The organism is Variovorax sp. E3 (assembly GCF_016082275.1).
Taxonomy (GTDB): Bacteria; Pseudomonadota; Gammaproteobacteria; order Burkholderiales; family Burkholderiaceae_C; genus Variovorax.
The window spans coordinates 71,917-87,693 of the sequence record NZ_MOWM01000011.1; the positions used below are offsets into that span (position 1 = coordinate 71,917).

General features: G+C 63.3%; 11 protein-coding genes and 4 pseudogenes. 11 read left to right on the forward strand and 4 right to left on the reverse strand.

Going from position 1 to position 15,777, the window contains the following annotated elements; all coding sequences use genetic code 11:
- The first annotated feature begins 11 nt into the window (after positions 1-11).
- The 7 genes and pseudogenes from BMG07_RS06715 (at position 12) to BMG07_RS06745 (ending at position 7,110) form a co-directional block, all read left to right on the forward strand.
- Positions 12-1,504 (forward strand): annotated as a pseudogene (locus BMG07_RS06715) (aldehyde dehydrogenase).
- Between the two features lie 18 nt (positions 1,505-1,522).
- Entirely contained in the window at positions 1,523-2,299 is a 777-nt protein-coding gene (locus tag BMG07_RS06720) for an SDR family NAD(P)-dependent oxidoreductase (RefSeq protein ID WP_198083903.1), read from the forward strand.
- 27 nt (positions 2,300-2,326) lie between these two features.
- Complete coding sequence (locus tag BMG07_RS06725; RefSeq protein WP_198083904.1) at positions 2,327-3,313, forward strand: quinone oxidoreductase; 987 nt, start codon at positions 2,327-2,329, stop codon at positions 3,311-3,313.
- A gap of 12 nt (positions 3,314-3,325) precedes the next feature.
- On the forward strand, positions 3,326-4,081 hold the full coding sequence (locus BMG07_RS06730) for an SDR family NAD(P)-dependent oxidoreductase (RefSeq protein WP_198083905.1): 756 nt from the start codon (positions 3,326-3,328) through the stop codon (positions 4,079-4,081).
- 52 nt (positions 4,082-4,133) lie between these two features.
- The gene (locus BMG07_RS06735; RefSeq protein ID WP_198083906.1) at positions 4,134-4,460 is read left to right on the forward strand and encodes a DUF1330 domain-containing protein; all 327 of its coding nucleotides are present in this window, start codon (positions 4,134-4,136) and stop codon (positions 4,458-4,460) included.
- A gap of 19 nt (positions 4,461-4,479) precedes the next feature.
- Positions 4,480-6,081 carry a GMC family oxidoreductase gene (locus BMG07_RS06740; RefSeq protein WP_198083907.1) on the forward strand — a complete coding sequence of 534 codons (1,602 nt, stop codon included), beginning with the start codon at positions 4,480-4,482 and terminating at the stop codon, positions 6,079-6,081.
- Positions 6,082-6,105: 24 nt separating this feature from the next.
- Positions 6,106-7,110 carry a CoA ester lyase gene (locus BMG07_RS06745; protein ID WP_198083908.1) on the forward strand — a complete coding sequence of 335 codons (1,005 nt, stop codon included), beginning with the start codon at positions 6,106-6,108 and terminating at the stop codon, positions 7,108-7,110.
- An 89-nt stretch (positions 7,111-7,199) separates the two neighbouring features.
- Here BMG07_RS06745 and BMG07_RS06750 read toward each other — a convergent pair.
- A pseudogene (locus BMG07_RS06750) lies at positions 7,200-7,762 on the reverse strand (PadR family transcriptional regulator).
- 169 nt (positions 7,763-7,931) lie between these two features.
- Between BMG07_RS06750 and BMG07_RS06755 the strand changes: the two are divergent.
- From BMG07_RS06755 to BMG07_RS44725, 4 genes and pseudogenes are all read left to right on the forward strand, one after another.
- Positions 7,932-9,954 (forward strand): annotated as a pseudogene (locus tag BMG07_RS06755) (FAD-dependent oxidoreductase).
- A gap of 50 nt (positions 9,955-10,004) precedes the next feature.
- Positions 10,005-10,445 (forward strand): nuclear transport factor 2 family protein, encoded by a 441-nt coding sequence (locus tag BMG07_RS06760; RefSeq protein ID WP_198083909.1) that lies wholly within the window; start codon positions 10,005-10,007, stop codon positions 10,443-10,445.
- A 268-nt stretch (positions 10,446-10,713) separates the two neighbouring features.
- A pseudogene (locus tag BMG07_RS06765) lies at positions 10,714-11,829 on the forward strand (DUF2855 family protein).
- A 640-nt stretch (positions 11,830-12,469) separates the two neighbouring features.
- Positions 12,470-12,871: a helix-turn-helix domain-containing protein gene (locus BMG07_RS44725; protein ID WP_374221243.1), complete on the forward strand. Its 402-nt coding sequence runs from the start codon at positions 12,470-12,472 to the stop codon at positions 12,869-12,871.
- Positions 12,872-13,035: 164 nt separating this feature from the next.
- Here the strand turns inward: BMG07_RS44725 and BMG07_RS06775 are convergent, their stop codons facing one another.
- Genes BMG07_RS06775 through BMG07_RS06785 form a run of 3 tightly spaced genes read right to left on the reverse strand, consistent with a single transcriptional unit; the run spans position 13,036 to position 15,766 of the window.
- On the reverse strand, positions 13,036-14,163 hold the full coding sequence (locus BMG07_RS06775; protein WP_198083932.1) for a zinc-dependent alcohol dehydrogenase family protein: 1,128 nt from the start codon (positions 14,161-14,163) through the stop codon (positions 13,036-13,038).
- Between the two features lie 29 nt (positions 14,164-14,192).
- The gene (locus BMG07_RS06780) at positions 14,193-14,945 is read right to left on the reverse strand and encodes an SDR family oxidoreductase (protein ID WP_198083910.1); all 753 of its coding nucleotides are present in this window, start codon (positions 14,943-14,945) and stop codon (positions 14,193-14,195) included.
- 14 nt (positions 14,946-14,959) lie between these two features.
- Positions 14,960-15,766 carry an N-acyl homoserine lactonase family protein gene (locus BMG07_RS06785; RefSeq protein ID WP_198083911.1) on the reverse strand — a complete coding sequence of 269 codons (807 nt, stop codon included), beginning with the start codon at positions 15,764-15,766 and terminating at the stop codon, positions 14,960-14,962.
- Between the last annotated feature and the right edge of the window lie 11 nt (positions 15,767-15,777).

Sequence of the window (15,777 nt, forward strand, 5' to 3'; positions counted from 1 at the left end):
GGTGCATGGTCATGAGCAATGAAAAGACGGTAGAGAACTACCTGATGCTGATCGGTGGAGAGTGGGTTTCAGCGCTGGACGGCGAGACCTTCGAAACGACCGATCCCTATACGCGCGAAGTGTGGGCAACCCTGCCCAGGGCCAAGCAGGCCGACGCGGATCGTGCGGTCGAGGCGGCCAGTGCCGCGCTCGACGGCCCATGGGGGCAACTGACCGCAAGCGCTCGCGGATTGCTGCTCTACCGCTTTGCGGACCTCATCGCCCGGGACGCGGAACGACTTGCGGGCATCGAGGTGCGGGACAACGGCAAGCTGATCAACGAGATGCGCGCCCAGGTCGGGTACCTGCCCCAGTACTTCCGGTATTTTGGCGGCCTGGCCGACAAGATCCAGGGGGCCGTCCTGCCGATCGACAAGGCCGACACGTTCAGCTACACCACGCACGAACCGCTGGGAGTGTGTGTGGCGATCACGGCATGGAATTCGCCGCTGCTGCTGGCCGTCAACAAACTGGCGCCTGGCCTTGCCGCAGGCAACACGTTCGTCCTCAAGCCGTCGGAGTACACGTCGGTGTCGGCCATCGAGCTCGGCAAGCTGGCCCTTGAAGCCGGCATTCCGCCGGGCGTCCTCAACGTGGTGACCGGCTTCGGCAACGAGGTCGCGCGCGCCTGGTGTCGCATCCCAAGGTGGCAAAGATCGGCTTCACGGGCAGCGAATTCGGTGGGCAGAAGATCTACGAAGCGGCGGCGCGGGACTTCAAGCACGTCACCTTGGAGCTGGGTGGAAAATCCGCCAACATCGTCTTCGCGGACGCGAACCTCGACGATGCGGTCAAAGGGGCCATCTCCGGCATCTTTGCTGCAACAGGACAGACCTGTGTCGCGGGTTCGCGGCTACTTGTTCAGGATTCGATCCATGACGAATTCGTGGAGCGATTGGTGGCCTATGCCCGCAAGGCGCGCATGGGCGATCCGAAGGAAACAACGACGCAAGTCGGCCCCGTCACCACGCAGCCGCAATACCGCAAGATCCTCGAGTACATCGACATCGCCCGCGCGGAAGGAGCGACTTGCGTTCTCGGTGGCAAGTCCGCCGACCGGCCCGAGTGCGGCAGCGGCCAATTCGTCGAACCCACCATTTTTACCGGTGTGCGCAACCACATGCGCATCGCGCAGGAGGAAGTGTTCGGCCCGGTCCTGAGCATCATCCGCTTCAAGGACGAGGACGAAGCGGTGAAGATCGCCAACGACAGCCTGTATGGGTTGGCGGCGGGTGTCTGGACGCAGGACGTCCGGCGCGCGGTTTCCCTTCCGAAGCGTCTGAAGGTGGGCATCGTGTGGGTGAACATGTACCGCGCCGTGAGCTACATGTCGCCCTTCGGCGGTTACAAGCGCTCCGGCATCGGCCGCGAGAACGGCATGGACGCGATCAACGAGTACCTGCAGACGAAGGCGGTGTGGATCAGCACCGCGCAGGAGACGCCAGATCCGTTCGTCATCCGCTGAACGCCCGAGGACTGGTCCATGACTGTGGCTTCAATCCCTTCCTTTCGACTTGACGGCAAGACGGCGCTCGTCACCGGCGCCGGTGCCGGCATCGGTGCGGCCATCTCCGCGGCGTTCGCCGCGGCCGGAGCGACGGTGCACATGGTGTCGCTTGACGCGCACCAGCTCGACGCGAACGCGAGCGCGTTGAGGCAGGCCGGGTGCCAAGTGCACGCCCACGCTTGCGACGTGACGCAGACCGCGATCGTTCGCGGGCTGATCGAAGGACTGCCGGCGCTTGACATCCTGGTGAACAACGCGGGCAGCAACATTCCGGAGCCGTTCATCGACGTCACCGAGGAGCATCTGGACGCGTTGAACGACCTGAACGTGCGCGCGTGCTTCCTCGTCTCCCAGGCCGCCGTTCGCAAGATGCTGCAGGACCCCGCGCGCGCAGCGCGCAACGCTGTGGTCGTCAACATCTCGTCGCAGATGGGACACGTCGGATCGCCCGATCGAACGGTCTACTGCATGAACAAACACGCTGTCGAGGGCTTGACGAAAGCGATGGCTGTGGAGCTTGCATGCCACGGCATCCGGGTGAACAGCGTGGGCCCCACTTTCGTTGATACGCCCCTGGTGAGGCGGATTGTTGACACCCAGGACAAGCACGACGAACTGGTGTCCCGAATTCCCATGGGGCGCATGGCGAGCGTTGGAGACATCGCGGCAGCCGCGCTCTACCTCGCTTCAGCGGCGGCCGGCATGGTGACGGGCCACTGCCTCCTCGTCGACGGCGGCTGGACCGCGCAATAGCTTCGACTCTTTAACTGAAGGATATCTATGACCGAGACCTACGGACGCATCGTCGTCGAAAAGACGGGTGAGCCCCATGTCATGCAGTGGGTGAACGAGCCTGTTGCCAAGCCGGGCCCGAACGAGGTCCGCATCCGGCACGAAGCGATCGGCGTCGACTACATCGACACGCAAATCCGGGGCGGCCTGCTGCCCGCGACCCTGCCGACGGGGCTGGGGTTTGCTGGCGTTGGCGTGGCCGTGGAGGTCGGTGCCGACGTCACGCACGTGAAGGAAGGTGAGCGCGTTGCGTACATGTACTTCACGGCCGGAAGCTACGCGCAGCAGCGCATCGTGCCGGCCGAGCGCGTGGTGGCGTTGCCGGATCAAAGTCTGACAGCCGATCTTGCCGCCGGCGCGCTCTTTCGCGGTCTGACCGCCTGGTACCTCTCGACCCGACTGCGTCCCGTCGGCAAGGGCGACGTTGCACTCGTGCATGCCGCGGCGGGCGGGGTCGGTCTGATCCTGATTCAGTGGCTGCGCCACTTGGGCGCGACGGTGGTCGGCACCGTCGACAGCGAGGAAAAAGCCCAGGCTTTGCGTGACTTCGGGTGCGAGCACGTGGTGTTGCTGCCCGATGGCGACTTCGTTGCCAAGGTCAAGGCGGTATCGGATGGCAAGGGTGCTGCGATCGTCTACGAAGCCATCGGCAAGGAGACGTTTTCGCGTTCGCTCGACAGTGCACGCAGGTTCGGCCTTGTGGTGTCCTACGGTTGGCCGTCTGGCGACCCGGGAGACGTTTCGCTGATGGAGTTGCGTACCAAGGGATCGCTCTTCATCACCAGGCCCACGGTGACCCAGTACGTCGCGGATGCAGAAGACTTCCGGTCCGGGGCGAAGGCGCTGTTTGACCTGGTGAAGGATGGCACGTTGAAGATCCGCGTGGGAAATTCCTACCCCCTGCGCGAAGCCGCGCGAGCTCACGCCGACATCGTGGCCGGCAAGACGCTGGGTTCCGTCGTGCTGATCCCCTGACAAGGCTCTCTGATGGCATTCCTCCTCCAAGACAAGATCGTTGTCGTCACGGGCTCCGCCTCGCAGCGGGGTATTGGCTGGGCGACGGCGTCGCGCTTCGCTCAGGAAGGCGCGATCGTGGCGTTGCTCGACCTCGACGCCAGCGCGGCGCAGGGTGCGGCCGATGCCATCGGGACGCGGCACAAAGGCTGGGCGTGCGACGTGCGCGACGCTGCCCGATGCAATCAGGTCGTGGGCGAGATCCTCGAGCAGTTCGGGCATGTCGATGTCCTGATCAACAACGCCGGTGTGAGCCAGTCACAACGGGTGATGGACAGCACGGCCGAAGACTACGACCTGGTGATGGATGTCAGCCTGCGCGGTGCCTACAACATGTCGCGGGCGGTCGTGCCCCACATGCGCGGCAGGCAGGCGGGTTCCATCGTCTGCATGGGGTCGATCGCCGCACAGCGGGGCGGGGGCATTCTCGGCGGACCGCACTATGCGGCGGCCAAAGGAGGCGTTCAGTCGTTCGCCAAGGCACTGGCAAGGGAACTGGCGCCGGACGGCATTCGGGTGAACGCCGTAGCGCCCGGCTTGGTGGAGACCGGGCTGCTGGACGGAAAGATCGACGAGGCAGGCAAGCAGCATGTCGCGCACACTGTGCCAATGGGACGGTTGGCCGTGCCCCTGGACATCGCAAATGCCATGCTGTTCCTTGCATCGGACTTGTCCAGCTACGTCACGGGCGTGGTGCTGGACGTCAATGGCGGATTGCACATCCATTGACAACCAACGCGGCTGCGGTGCAGCCGATCATTCATCTCTGAAGACAAACAACATGCCGACTCCCAAGGGCTACATCTTTGCCGAACTCGAAGTTTCCGATCAGGCGTACTTCAACACGGAGTACGCGCCGCGCGTTCAGCCCGTGCTCGCGAAGTACGGCGCCAGATTCCTCGTGTCCGGAGGCGCTCCCGCGGTGCGCGAGGGTGACCGGTCTGTGAAGCGCGTGGTGTTGCTCGAGTTCGAAAGCCCCGAGCGCGCCAACGAGTTCTACGACTCGCCAGACTACCAAGGCGTCATCGGGTACCGATTCGATTCCGCGAGCGCCCACCTCTATGTGCTGGAAGGCACGGTTGGCGGCGGTGCCGCGGTCGAAGGCTGATCGCGTCGAGGAATTGACCGTGAACGAAAGCTACGACTACGTCATCATCGGCGCGGGATCGGCTGGCTGCGTGCTGGCGAACCGCCTCTCGCGCGACTCGGCATACCGGGTGCTGGTCCTCGAGGCCGGGGGAGAAGACCGGAACATCTGGCTCAAGGTGCCAGCGGGAGTACCCCGGGTCGTGGGTCACCCGGAACTCACCTGGGGCTACGAGTCGGAGGAAGAGCCCGGCTTGAACAACCGGAAGATCATTTGGCCGCGCGGCAAGACGCTGGGAGGGAGCAGTTCCATCAACGGCCACGTGTACATGCGTGGCACACCGGCCGACTACGATGGCTGGGAAGCGCTCGGAAACCCGGGTTGGGGATGGAAGGACGTGTTGCCGTACTTCCGCCGAAGCGAGAACCATTTTGCAGGCGCCACCGCGCTGCACGGAGGAGACGGCGAATTGCACGTGTCGGCCCTTGTCGAACCGCACCCTGCGTCCCGGGCGTTCGTCGCCGCGGCCGAGCGGCTCGGCATTCCGCGCAATGACGACTTCAACGGCATCAGGCAGGAGGGCGTCGGATATCTGCAGTTCGCCATCCACAACGGAATCCGCGACTCGGCGGCCCGGGCGTTCTTGCACCCCGTGCGGGACAGGAAGAATCTTCAGGTACGCACCGGTGCGGCTGTGGAAGGTCTGGAAGTCGAAGGGCGGCGGGTGACGGGCGTGCGTTACCGGCACGCCGGACAGACCCACACGGTGCGGGCATCGCGCGAGGTTTTGCTTGCAGGCGGAACGATCAATTCTCCGCAGCTTCTGATGCTGTCGGGCATCGGTCCCGCTGAACACTTGCGCTCGCTGGGCATCGCGGTCAAACACGACATGCCGTCCGTTGGCCAGAATCTTCACGACCACATCTACGCGCACTGCCTGGTGTCTGTAGACCCGTCCTTTTCGATCAACCGTACGATCTCGAGCAACTTGCGGATGATTCCGGACGTGGCCAAGTACTTGGCCACGCGCAAAGGCTTGTTGAACTCGGCGGCGGCGCAGGTGGGGCTCTTCTATTGCACCGACCCCGATGCCGTCGATCCAGACCTTCAAGTCCAGATGCGGCCCTTCAGCATGATCAGCAAATCGGGCATGTACAAGGCGGACAGCGAACCGGCGGTGACGGCCTCTTGCACCTTGCTTCGCCCGCATTCCGTCGGCGCCGTCACCCTGAGGTCATCCGATCCACGGGTTGCGCCGAAGATGGTGGCGAACTACCTGACGGACGAGCGCGACCTCAAGCCGCTCATCGAGGGGCTGCGCGTGATCCGGCGCATCTTCCAGGCCGAGCCGTTCAAGCCGCACTTCACCGGCGAAATCATGCCTGGCAAGGGGAACCAGTCTGATGACGAGCTGGCGGCGTACTTGCGCGGCAACGCGCAGTCCATGTACCACCCTGTCGGGACGTGCCGCATGGGTTCGGACGCCGATGCGGTCGTGGACCCCGAGCTGCGGCTGCACGGTTTCGAAGGCATCCGCGTGGTCGATGCTTCCGTGATACCCCGGATCCCATCCGGTAACACCAACGCTCCGACGATCATGGTGGCCGAGAAGGCCTCGGACATGATCATCGCGGCACGATAGCCAGGCACAACCAAGGTAGCGATCATGCCGATAGACATCACCCACCCGGACAAGGCGCTGTTCCCGGGGGAAAAAACGATTCCGGTCCTTCCGGTGTGCGAGCACTTCGCCGGAAGCGAGAAGCTGATTCGCAAGGCCATGTCGCTGCAGCGGGAATTGGGGCCGGTATTCGACATCACCTGCGATTGCGAAGACGGTGCGCAGGCCGGCAACGAGGCGCGGCACGCCGAGACGGTGGCGGCGCTGATCGCATCGCCGGAGAACGCCTTTGGCCGGTTGGGCGTGCGCATCCATGACAGCACGCACCCCTCTTGGCGGGCTGACGTCGATACGGTCGTTGGAACAGCCGGCGCTCGGCTTGCTTACGTGACCATTCCGAAGTCGACCTCGGTGACGGGCGCTTCCGAGGTCATCGAGTACGTGCAGAAAGTTGCGCGCCGCGCGGGGCGCCCCACGGCTTTGCCGGTTCACATCCTCATCGAAACCCATGGAGCGCTTCGCAGCGTCTTCGAGTTGGCCGAACTGCCTCACGTCGAGGTGTTGGATTTCGGATTGATGGACTTCGTCAGCGGTCACCACGGTGCCATCGGCGCCGAGGCGTTGAGGAGCCCCGGACAGTTCGAGCATGCGCTGCTCTTGCGCGCCAAGGCCGACGTGGTGGCGGCCGGGATCGCGGCAGGCGTGGTTCCCGCCCACAACGTGTGTCTGAACCTCAAAGACGCAGCGACCATCGGCGCCGATGCGAGACGCGCGCGGCAACAGTTCGGGTTCCAGCGCATGTGGAGCATCCATCCTGCCCAGATCCAGCCGATCGTGGAGGCCATGCGGCCGGACCTGCACGAAATCGAGGATGCAAGTGCGATCCTCTTGGCGGCACAGGACGAGGCCTGGGGACCCATCCAGTACAAGGGCGAGTTGCATGACCGCGCGACATACCGGTACTTCTGGAGCATCCTCAAGCGCGCGAAGATCACTGGCGTGGCTATTCCTCTGGGAGCGCTGGAGCGCTTCTTTGCAGGCGCTGAATAGACCAGGCCCTTGTGCATGGTGTCGGAACCGATGCGGACAGGGAGACCTTCGCGCCGCCCACGGTGTCAGGCCCGTGGAGCATGCAATGGCTACGTGTCGCTGGAAGATGCCGTTCGGTCCGACGTGGGAGACGCGAGAATTTCCAAGGCCTCCTGCGTGATCTGCAGCCAGAGCTTTTCATGCAGCATTCCGGCCTTCAAGACAAGGTGCTGCAGGCGTCGGTCGCGGCTCGGGGGCTGTCTGCGAAGTCTTGCCGCTCAAAGTCCTGATACACCGCCAGCTTGTCTTGGTGCACCACCATCCGCTTCGCGATCTCCTCGTGCAGACCGGTCGGGCCGATGGCTGCCTCTGCACGCAAGCGGACCATCAGTTCGTCACGCAAGGGTTTGGGATCTTCGTGCTGCGCAACCCACCGTCGTAGTTCTGTGCGGCCTGCAGCAAGAACCCGGTACTGGCGTTTGCGTCCCCTTCCTGATTCCGCGGGGAGAGCCTTTATCCAGCCCGCCTCTTCCAAGCGGGCCAGTTCACGATAGATCTGCTGGTGCGTGGCGTGCCAGAAATACCCGATCGATCGGTCGAACCGTTCCGCGAGCTCCGAGCCCGAGCATGGGTGTTCGACCAGGGCCGTAAGGAGTGCATGAGGCAGGGACATCGGAGGTAGACGCGGCAACGGTTGAAAACGCGACATCTTGCCTCAATCGTCACACACCTTCTTCCCTGTCAGCTCGTTCCAGCCGGCTCACACCGTCTATGCAACCAGTTGCATTGCGGCGAAAAGTCGAATACATTTGCGCAACCAGTTGCATAAACAGGACAAGACAATCGTGAGCCACTATCCCCACCTGAACTCTCCGCTCGATCTGGGCTTCACCTCCTTGAGGAATCGCGTGGTCATGGGCTCCATGCATGTCGGTCTCGAAGAGGCTCCGAACGGTTTCGAGCGCATGGCCGCTTTCTATGCCGAGCGCGCCCGAGGTGAGGTGGGCCTGATCGTCACCGGTGGCATCGCGCCCAATGAGCGAGGGCGGCCAATGAAAGGCGGCGCGATGCTGGTGAACGAAGACGAGGCCGAACACCACCGCGCTGTCACTCGGGCGGTACATGCGGAAGGCGGCAAGATCGCCATGCAGATACTGCACTTCGGACGCTATGCCTACCAGGCCGAGTTGGTTGCGCCGAGCGCGCTTCGAGCGCCGATCAACCCCTTCGATCCCCATGCACTGATGCCCGAAGAAGTTGAGCAGACCATCAGCGATTTCGCGCGCTGCGCCGTACTTGCGAGACACGCCGGCTACGACGGCGTGGAAATCATGGGTTCGGAAGGCTACCTCATCAACGAATTCATCGCAGCGTGCACCAATCAGCGTGAGGACGAATGGGGCGGTAGCTACGACAGCCGCATGCGCTTTCCGATCGAGATCGTGCGCCGTACGCGCGAATTGGTGGGACGCGACTTCATCATCATCTACCGGCTGTCCATGCTCGATCTCGTGGAAGGCGGCTCGACAGTGGAAGAAGTGATCCGGCTGGCCCAAGCCATCGAGGCCGCTGGTGCGACGATCCTCAATACCGGCATCGGATGGCACGAGGCGCGCATACCGACCATTGCCACCAAGGTGCCGCGCGCGGCCTATGCGTGGGTGACGAAGCGTGTGATGGGACACGTGGGTATTCCACTGGTGACATCCAATCGCATCAATACGCCCGAGGTGGCCGAACGGTTGCTCGTCGAGGGCTACTGCGACATGGTGTCCATGGCGCGCCCGCTGCTAGCCGATGCCGATTTCGTGCGCAAGGCGCGCCAAGGACGAGCCGACGAGATCAACACCTGTATCGCCTGCAATCAAGCCTGTCTCGATCACACCTTTGCCGGCAAGATCACGTCCTGTCTTGTCAATCCGCGCGCGTGTCACGAGACGGAACTGACCATCACACCGACCCAGATACGCAAGCGTATTGCGGTGGTTGGCGCCGGCCCGGCAGGCCTGAGCTTCTCGGTCACCGCGGCCCAGCGTGGTCACGAAGTAATCTTGTTCGACGCCAGCAGCGAGATTGGTGGCCAGCTCAACATTGCCAAGAAAGTGCCCGGGAAGGAGGAGTTCCTCGAAACACTGCGCTACTTCGCACGACAACTCGAACTCCATCGTGTGACGGTGAAGCTCCACACGCGCATCGGCGCCGACCAACTTATCCCGGCCGAGTTCGATGAGGTGGTGATCGCGACCGGAATTCAACCGCGTGTTCCCGACATCAAAGGGAGCGACCACCCGAAGGTCTTGAGCTATCTCGACGTATTGCGCGACGACAAGCGGGTCGGGCAGCGGGTAGCGGTAGTCGGCGCGGGAGGCATCGGCTTCGACGTTAGCGAATACCTGACGCATGTCGGGGAGAGTGGCGCCGTCGCACCGGTCAAGTTTTATGAGGAGTGGGGCATCGACACCAGCTACGCAGCGGCGGGGGGGCTGCGCCCTGCAAAGATGGAAGCCCCCGCGCGCCGCGTGCATATGCTGCAGCGCAAAGCGACCAAGGTTGGCGATCAACTTGGCAAAACCACCGGCTGGATTCACCGCACTTCGCTGAAGGCGCGCAGCGTATCAATGAGTTCAGGAGTGTCCTATGACCGGATAGACGATGCGGGGCTGCATGTGACCGTCAATGGCGAAGCGCGTGCTGGACGTCGACAACATCGTGATCTGCGCTGGCCAGGAACCTCAGCGAGAACTGTACGACGCGCTGATCGCGGCCGGCCTTTCGGTGCATCTTATCGGTGGCGCGGATGTGACCGCCGAACTCGACGCGAAGCGCGCGATTCTCCAGGGCATCACCCTGGCCGCTCGCATCTGAAAAAAAGCAATCGCGCATGCTTCTTTAGTCCGACCTCAAGGAAATCCTCCATGTCACAGCTCCCCAAGAATACCCATCCTGCAGTTGCCCGTTCGCTCAAGCTCTGGCATCAGATGATCGAAAAGAAAGACCTCGGTGATTTGCACACCATCGTTCATCCGGATTCAATCTTTCGCTCGCCGATCGCGATGTCGGCCTACTCATCCGCACCCGCACTGATCCTGGCGCTGTCTACGGTGATCCAGGTGTTTGAAGGCTTCGCCTACCACCGGCAACTGGCGAGCGACGAGGGCTTGGACATCGTTTTGGAGTTCAGTGCGCACATTGGTGATAAGAAGCTCAAAGGTATCGACTTCATACGCTTCGACGCGCAGGGACAGATCACGGAGTTCGAAGTCATGGTCCGTCCGATGAGCGGCTTGCAAGCACTGGCCGCCGAGATGGGAAAACGCCTGGGCGACAAGCTTCCCGCCTTCAAAGTCAAGGCCTGAGGCATTTCAAAAGCCAGCAACCAGCAAGAGAAGATAGGGCGCACCCGATACGTTGCGGAGTCCCTGTTTGCGGCCTACCCATAAAGTCTTCGCTTCCTGAGCGGAGCCGAAGAATTTCAAGATATGCACCTCGGCCGCGAGCCGAGGCGTTCTTTTCATGACGCGTTGCCTCACAAGGGAACCCTTGAACAAGCAACGCGATAGCGCCTTTCCGCAATCTCAACCAATGTGGCCGTGTGCCCTTAAATGAACTGTAGAGATCGAGACCATGAGTACCACCAGCCTTCTGGTCCGCAAGGACAACCTTTCCATCACGCGCCGGCACACGGCCACCGACCAGCCGTTGACCGATGGTCAGGTGCGCGTGCGCGTAGAAAGCTTTGCATTCACCTCGAACAACATCACCTACGCCGCATTGGGCGACGTGATGGGCTATTGGCAATTCTTTCCTTCCGAGCAAGAAGGCTGGGGCAGCATCCCGGTGTGGGGCTTCGCGAGCGTGGTGCAATCGCGCCACCCAGGCGTTGCCGTGGGCGAGCGGCTGTACGGCTACTGGCCGCTGGCGTCGAGCGCAGTGCTGAGCCCCGATCAGCTCTCGCCTGCCTGTTTGATCGACGCGACGCCGCATCGTGTCGGGTTGCATGTGTTCTACAACCAGTACTTTCGCTGCAACGCCGACCCGCTCTACATCACCGGCACGGAGGACCTGCAGGCGCTGCTGCGCCCGTAGTTCATCACTTCGTGGCTGATCGACGAGTTCATTGCCGACAACGATTTCTTTGGCGCTGGCACCCTGCTATTGTCGAGCGCATCGAGCAAGACGGCCTACGGCACGGCCTTCCAGCTGCACCAGCGCCCGGGGCTTGAGGTGATCGGCCTGACGTCGCCTGCCAACGTGGCCTTCTGCGAGAGCCTGGGCTGCTACGACCGTCTGGTGACCTACGACGCGCTCGACAGCATCGCGGCCGACACGGCCTGCGTCTACATCGACTTCGCCGGCAATGCAGGGCTGCGCAACACCATCCATGAGCGCTTCGCAAACCTCAAGAGCATCTGCGCGATAGGTGGCACGCACGTGGAGAAGTTGGCTGCCAAGGGTGCTGGCATGATCTTCCCCGGTCCGCGCGTGACGCGCTTCTTCGTACCGGCGCAGATCGAAAGCCGTACCACCGAATGGGGCGCGGACGAATTCGGCCGGCGCATGGTGGCCGCCTGGCGCACCTTCCTTGCCACGGTGACCGACGCGAGAACGCCATGGCTGCTCGTCGAACACCACCGTGGCAGTGAGGCTGTGCAGGCGGCTTACGCGAAGGTGCTAGGGGGAAAAGGTGACCCGCGCACCGGCCATATTCTCTCGCTTCACAAACAAGCTGACGGACTGTGACGGGTACGCGTCCTCTCAAGAGCCCTCTTGACGCTGGATGGATGCAGGGCCTGGTCCTTGGGGCGGTCACGCCCCTGCTCTTGGGCAACAGCGATTCGCACGGCAAGAACATTTCATTCTTCGTCGACCGCACAGGGCTCACTCCGACGTCGCTGTATGAACTGGTGAGCGTCGTGCATACGAGGCGTTTCATCACGACCTGGCGATGGCATACGGGGATGAGTTCGAGCTGGACGCGGGGCGCTCGTTCGCGCTTGCAGACTTATGCGTGCGCATGGACATCGACCGTAGGTACTTCGCACGTGAGCTAGCGACTCTGCGAGTTCGCACTTCAAGAGGCGCCGGCGCAGGCGGCGGACACTGCGTACAAAGAAGAAGAGTCGCCTTCGTGCGAGGCCTTGCTCAGTTCGTTGCCAGCCGCGCGGAGGCCTTGTTGGCGATGGCGCGGACATCCCAAAATTCACTGCGAACAACTTCTAGTCGTCGACGTCGCGGCAAGAACGACAGACGACAGATCGTCCGCTCCGGATGAAAATGGCCGCCGATTCCATCAGCGCACGACGCAATGAACGACGATCAGCCTCCTGTCCCGTCAATTTTCCGGCCCTGAAGATGCATGCGGTTTAGGGCATTTTTGGAGATGCCCCATCCCGAACGCACACACGCGCGATGGCGAGATCGCGCTCACCTGCGAGAGGGGCAAGGCCAGCACCCGGCCGCCAGCTCGTTGGGTATTGATCGCGGTACCGCCAACAAATGGCGACGACGGTCCACGCGGGATCGCATCTGCGGGCTCTACGATGAGCTTCGTCCGGGGCGCCCACGCACAGTGGACGACGAGCGAGTGGCCGAACTGATCCACAAGACTCTGCACGCCAAGCCTGCTGGCGACTCGACCCCTTGGAGCACGCGTGGCTTGGCAGCAGAAATCGGGATTGGCAAGACCACGGTGGCGCGCCACCTCAAGGCTCTCCGGCTGAAGCCGCCTCGTGTGGATCAATCGGTGGGGGAAACCATCGATTGGACCACTGGCGCAAGATGAACCGATACGCTGGCTGGGCCGTCATAGAAGGAGACGGTCCATGGCCGCAAGAGGTCTGTATCGCAGGCACTCTGCGCAGTTCAAGTTGCAGTTGCGTCATGGCATTCGCTCAGGTGCCCTGGGTCGTCGCGACGCTCGGCGCAAGTACATCCTCCCACTCAATCTCAGTCCATCAGGACGACATCGCGCAGTCCCGAGCCCGAGTGCAGGTGGTCGAAGCCTTCGTTGAGCGTGTCCAAGGTCCAGACACGCCCCATGAGGCGGTCCACTGGAAGCCGGCCGCGCTGGTACAGCGCGATGTAGCTCGGGATGTCTCGCGCCGGCACGCCGGAGCCCAGGTAGCTGCCGCGCACGGTGCGTTCCTCGCCGACCAATTGCGACAGCGCCAGAGGGAAGCACGCGGAGGAATTCGGCAACCCGGATGTGATGGTGGTTCCTCCGCGGCGGGTGATGAGATGGGCGAGCTCGAACGCGGGCACCGCCCCGGCCATGTCCAGGGCAAAGTCGGCACCGCCCTTGGTGCGCTCTCTGACCGACTCCACGGCACCCGGCGCGTTGGCGCGGATCGTGAGCGTGGCGCCGAGTTCGCGCGCCAGTTCCAGTTTGGTCTCGTTCAGGTCAAGCGCAATCACCTCGCCCGCGCCTGCCGCCACGGCGGCAATCAGGGCGCTGAGCCCCACGCCGCCCAATCCCACGATGGCGACCGACTGTCCCACGCGCGGCCGCGCCGCGTTGATCACCGCGCCGGCGCCCGTGAGAACCGCGCATCCGAAGAGCGCGGCCTCCCGGTGCGAGATGTCGATGTCCAGACGCACGCAGGAGCGGCGGGAGACGACTGCGTACTCGGCGAAACAGGAGACGCCGGTATGGTGATTCAGCGGTGATCCAGCCAGGGACAGGCGCCGGTGCCCGCCGAGCAGCGTGCCGGCGGTGTTCGCTGCGGCCCCCGGCTCGCACAGGGCCGGTCGGCCTTCCATGCAGGGCAGGCAGCATCCGCAACTGGGCACGAAGACCAGCACCACGTGGTCGCCTGGTGTCAGGTCGCCAACGTCCGCCCCGCATTCGACGACTTCCGCGGAGGCCTCGTGTCCCAGTGCAATCGGCATGGCACGCGGCCGATCACCGTTGATCACCGACAGATCAGAGTGGCAGAGGCCGGCCGCCCGGATGCGCACCAGCACCTCTCCAGCTCCTGGCTTGCCCAGGTCCACTTTGGTGACCTGGATCGGGCGGCTCTGCGCGAACGGTGCCGCCGCGCCCGAGGCATGCACAACGGCAGCACGCATTTTCATGGACATTGATTTTTCCTTTCGTGCAAGGCCTACCAGGCCGAACTGCCGCCGTCCACGGTGAAGACCGCACCGGTGGCGAATGACGCCTCGTCGCTGGCGAGCCAGACAATCATGTTCGCGATCTCCTGGGGGCGGCCCATGCGCTGCATGGGCGCACGGGCGTCAAACTGCCGCCGTAACGCATCAGGGTCGTCCGACTGCGCGAACATGGCGTCGAAGTAGGGCGAGGCAATGGTGCCGGGTGCGACGGCGTTCACTCTGATGCCCTGTCCCACGTGGTCCAGCGCCATGGCTCGTGTCAGCGCGACGATCCCGCCCTTGGAGGCGACATAGGCCGCGCGGTTGGCGATGCCGGCCGATGCGGTATAGGACGCCGTGTTGACGATGGCGCCGCCGCCTGCGCTTGCCATGATCGGGATGACTTCTTTCGAGCACAGGAATACGCCCTTCAGGTTGGTGGCCATCAGGCGGTCCCAGTCGGCCTCATCGGTTTCGATCACGGATCCCGTGATGCCGAATCCGGCGTTGTTGACCAGCACGTCGATCTGACCACGCCATTGCATGGTGGCCTGCACCATCGCCTTGACGGACGCCGGGTTGGACACGTCGGCCTCCAGGCCGAGCGCGCAATCGCCGAGGACTTGGGCCAGATCGCATGCCGCGTCGCGGTTGCGATCGGCTATCACCACCTGCGCGCCCTCGGCGGCGAAGCGCTCGACGGTCGCACGACCGATGCCGCTGCCGCCTCCGGTCACGAGGACCACCTTGTCTTTGAGGTTCATTTTTTTCTCTTTTTTTACAGAAGGGGAAGTGGTGCCAGCGGTGCCTCGTGCAGGCGAACGATCTCGTGGCCTGGGTCGCCGTGGCGCGGAAAGCGCTGCAGGACCAGCGGGTCGTGGCCCGGAATGAAGTGATCGGGGCTTTCGCAGAGCGACATCAGCCGCCCGTACGCATCGAGCATGTCGCCCACGTGGTGCACGATCGGAAAGGGGGACTGGCCGAGCGCATTGGCATAGAAGTGGCTCGCGTCGGACGCCAATACCACCCAGCCGCGCGCCGTGAAGACCCGGATGGCCTGGAGGCCGGCGGTGTGGCCGCCCAGATGCACGAGTTGCACGCCATCCCCCACTTCGTGGTCGCCGTCGTAGAAGTCCACGCGCTTGTCATAGACGCTGCGAACGACTTGCACCACATCGTCCACGGCGTAGGCATGGCGCAAGACATCGTGCCGCATGCAACGTCCCGTGGCGTACTGAAGCTCGCGTTCCTGGACATGGATCCGTGCGGTGGGAAGCTTGTCCAGATTGCCCGCGTGGTCGTAGTGCAGGTGCGTGACCAGCACGTCGTTCACCTGATGCGAAGCGATGCCCAGATGCTGCAGCGAATCGATGGGACAGCGCAGCATCGTGCGTTTGCGCTGCGCGGCGGCCGAGGCATTGAAGCCGGTGTCGACGAGCCAGCAACGCGCTCCCCGCCGGATCAGCCAGACGTAGTAGTCCATCGGCATGTCGGCCTCGTGCGCGTCGGCCACGATGAAGTTGTCTCGCCGCTTCCGGTGTACCGTGGCGTAGCGCAGGGCGTAGATCTCGTGTTGGGCAGGCATGGATGTCTCTC

Excerpts from the sequence above, each read along its gene's own strand:
- BMG07_RS06745 (WP_198083908.1), top strand. The coding sequence starts at position 6,106 with ATGCCGATAGACATCACCCACCCGGACAAGGCGCTGTTCCCGGGGGAA.
- BMG07_RS06735 (WP_198083906.1), top strand. The coding sequence starts at position 4,134 with ATGCCGACTCCCAAGGGCTACATCTTTGCCGAACTCGAAGTTTCCGAT.
- BMG07_RS06760 (WP_198083909.1), top strand. The coding sequence starts at position 10,005 with ATGTCACAGCTCCCCAAGAATACCCATCCTGCAGTTGCCCGTTCGCTC.
- BMG07_RS44725 (WP_374221243.1), top strand. The coding sequence starts at position 12,470 with ATGCCCCATCCCGAACGCACACACGCGCGATGGCGAGATCGCGCTCAC.
- BMG07_RS06720 (WP_198083903.1), top strand. The coding sequence starts at position 1,523 with ATGACTGTGGCTTCAATCCCTTCCTTTCGACTTGACGGCAAGACGGCG.
- BMG07_RS06785 (WP_198083911.1), bottom strand. The coding sequence starts at position 15,766 with ATGCCTGCCCAACACGAGATCTACGCCCTGCGCTACGCCACGGTACAC.
- BMG07_RS06775 (WP_198083932.1), bottom strand. The coding sequence starts at position 14,163 with ATGAAAATGCGTGCTGCCGTTGTGCATGCCTCGGGCGCGGCGGCACCG.
- BMG07_RS06780 (WP_198083910.1), bottom strand. The coding sequence starts at position 14,945 with ATGAACCTCAAAGACAAGGTGGTCCTCGTGACCGGAGGCGGCAGCGGC.
- BMG07_RS06725 (WP_198083904.1), top strand. The coding sequence starts at position 2,327 with ATGACCGAGACCTACGGACGCATCGTCGTCGAAAAGACGGGTGAGCCC.
- BMG07_RS06730 (WP_198083905.1), top strand. The coding sequence starts at position 3,326 with ATGGCATTCCTCCTCCAAGACAAGATCGTTGTCGTCACGGGCTCCGCC.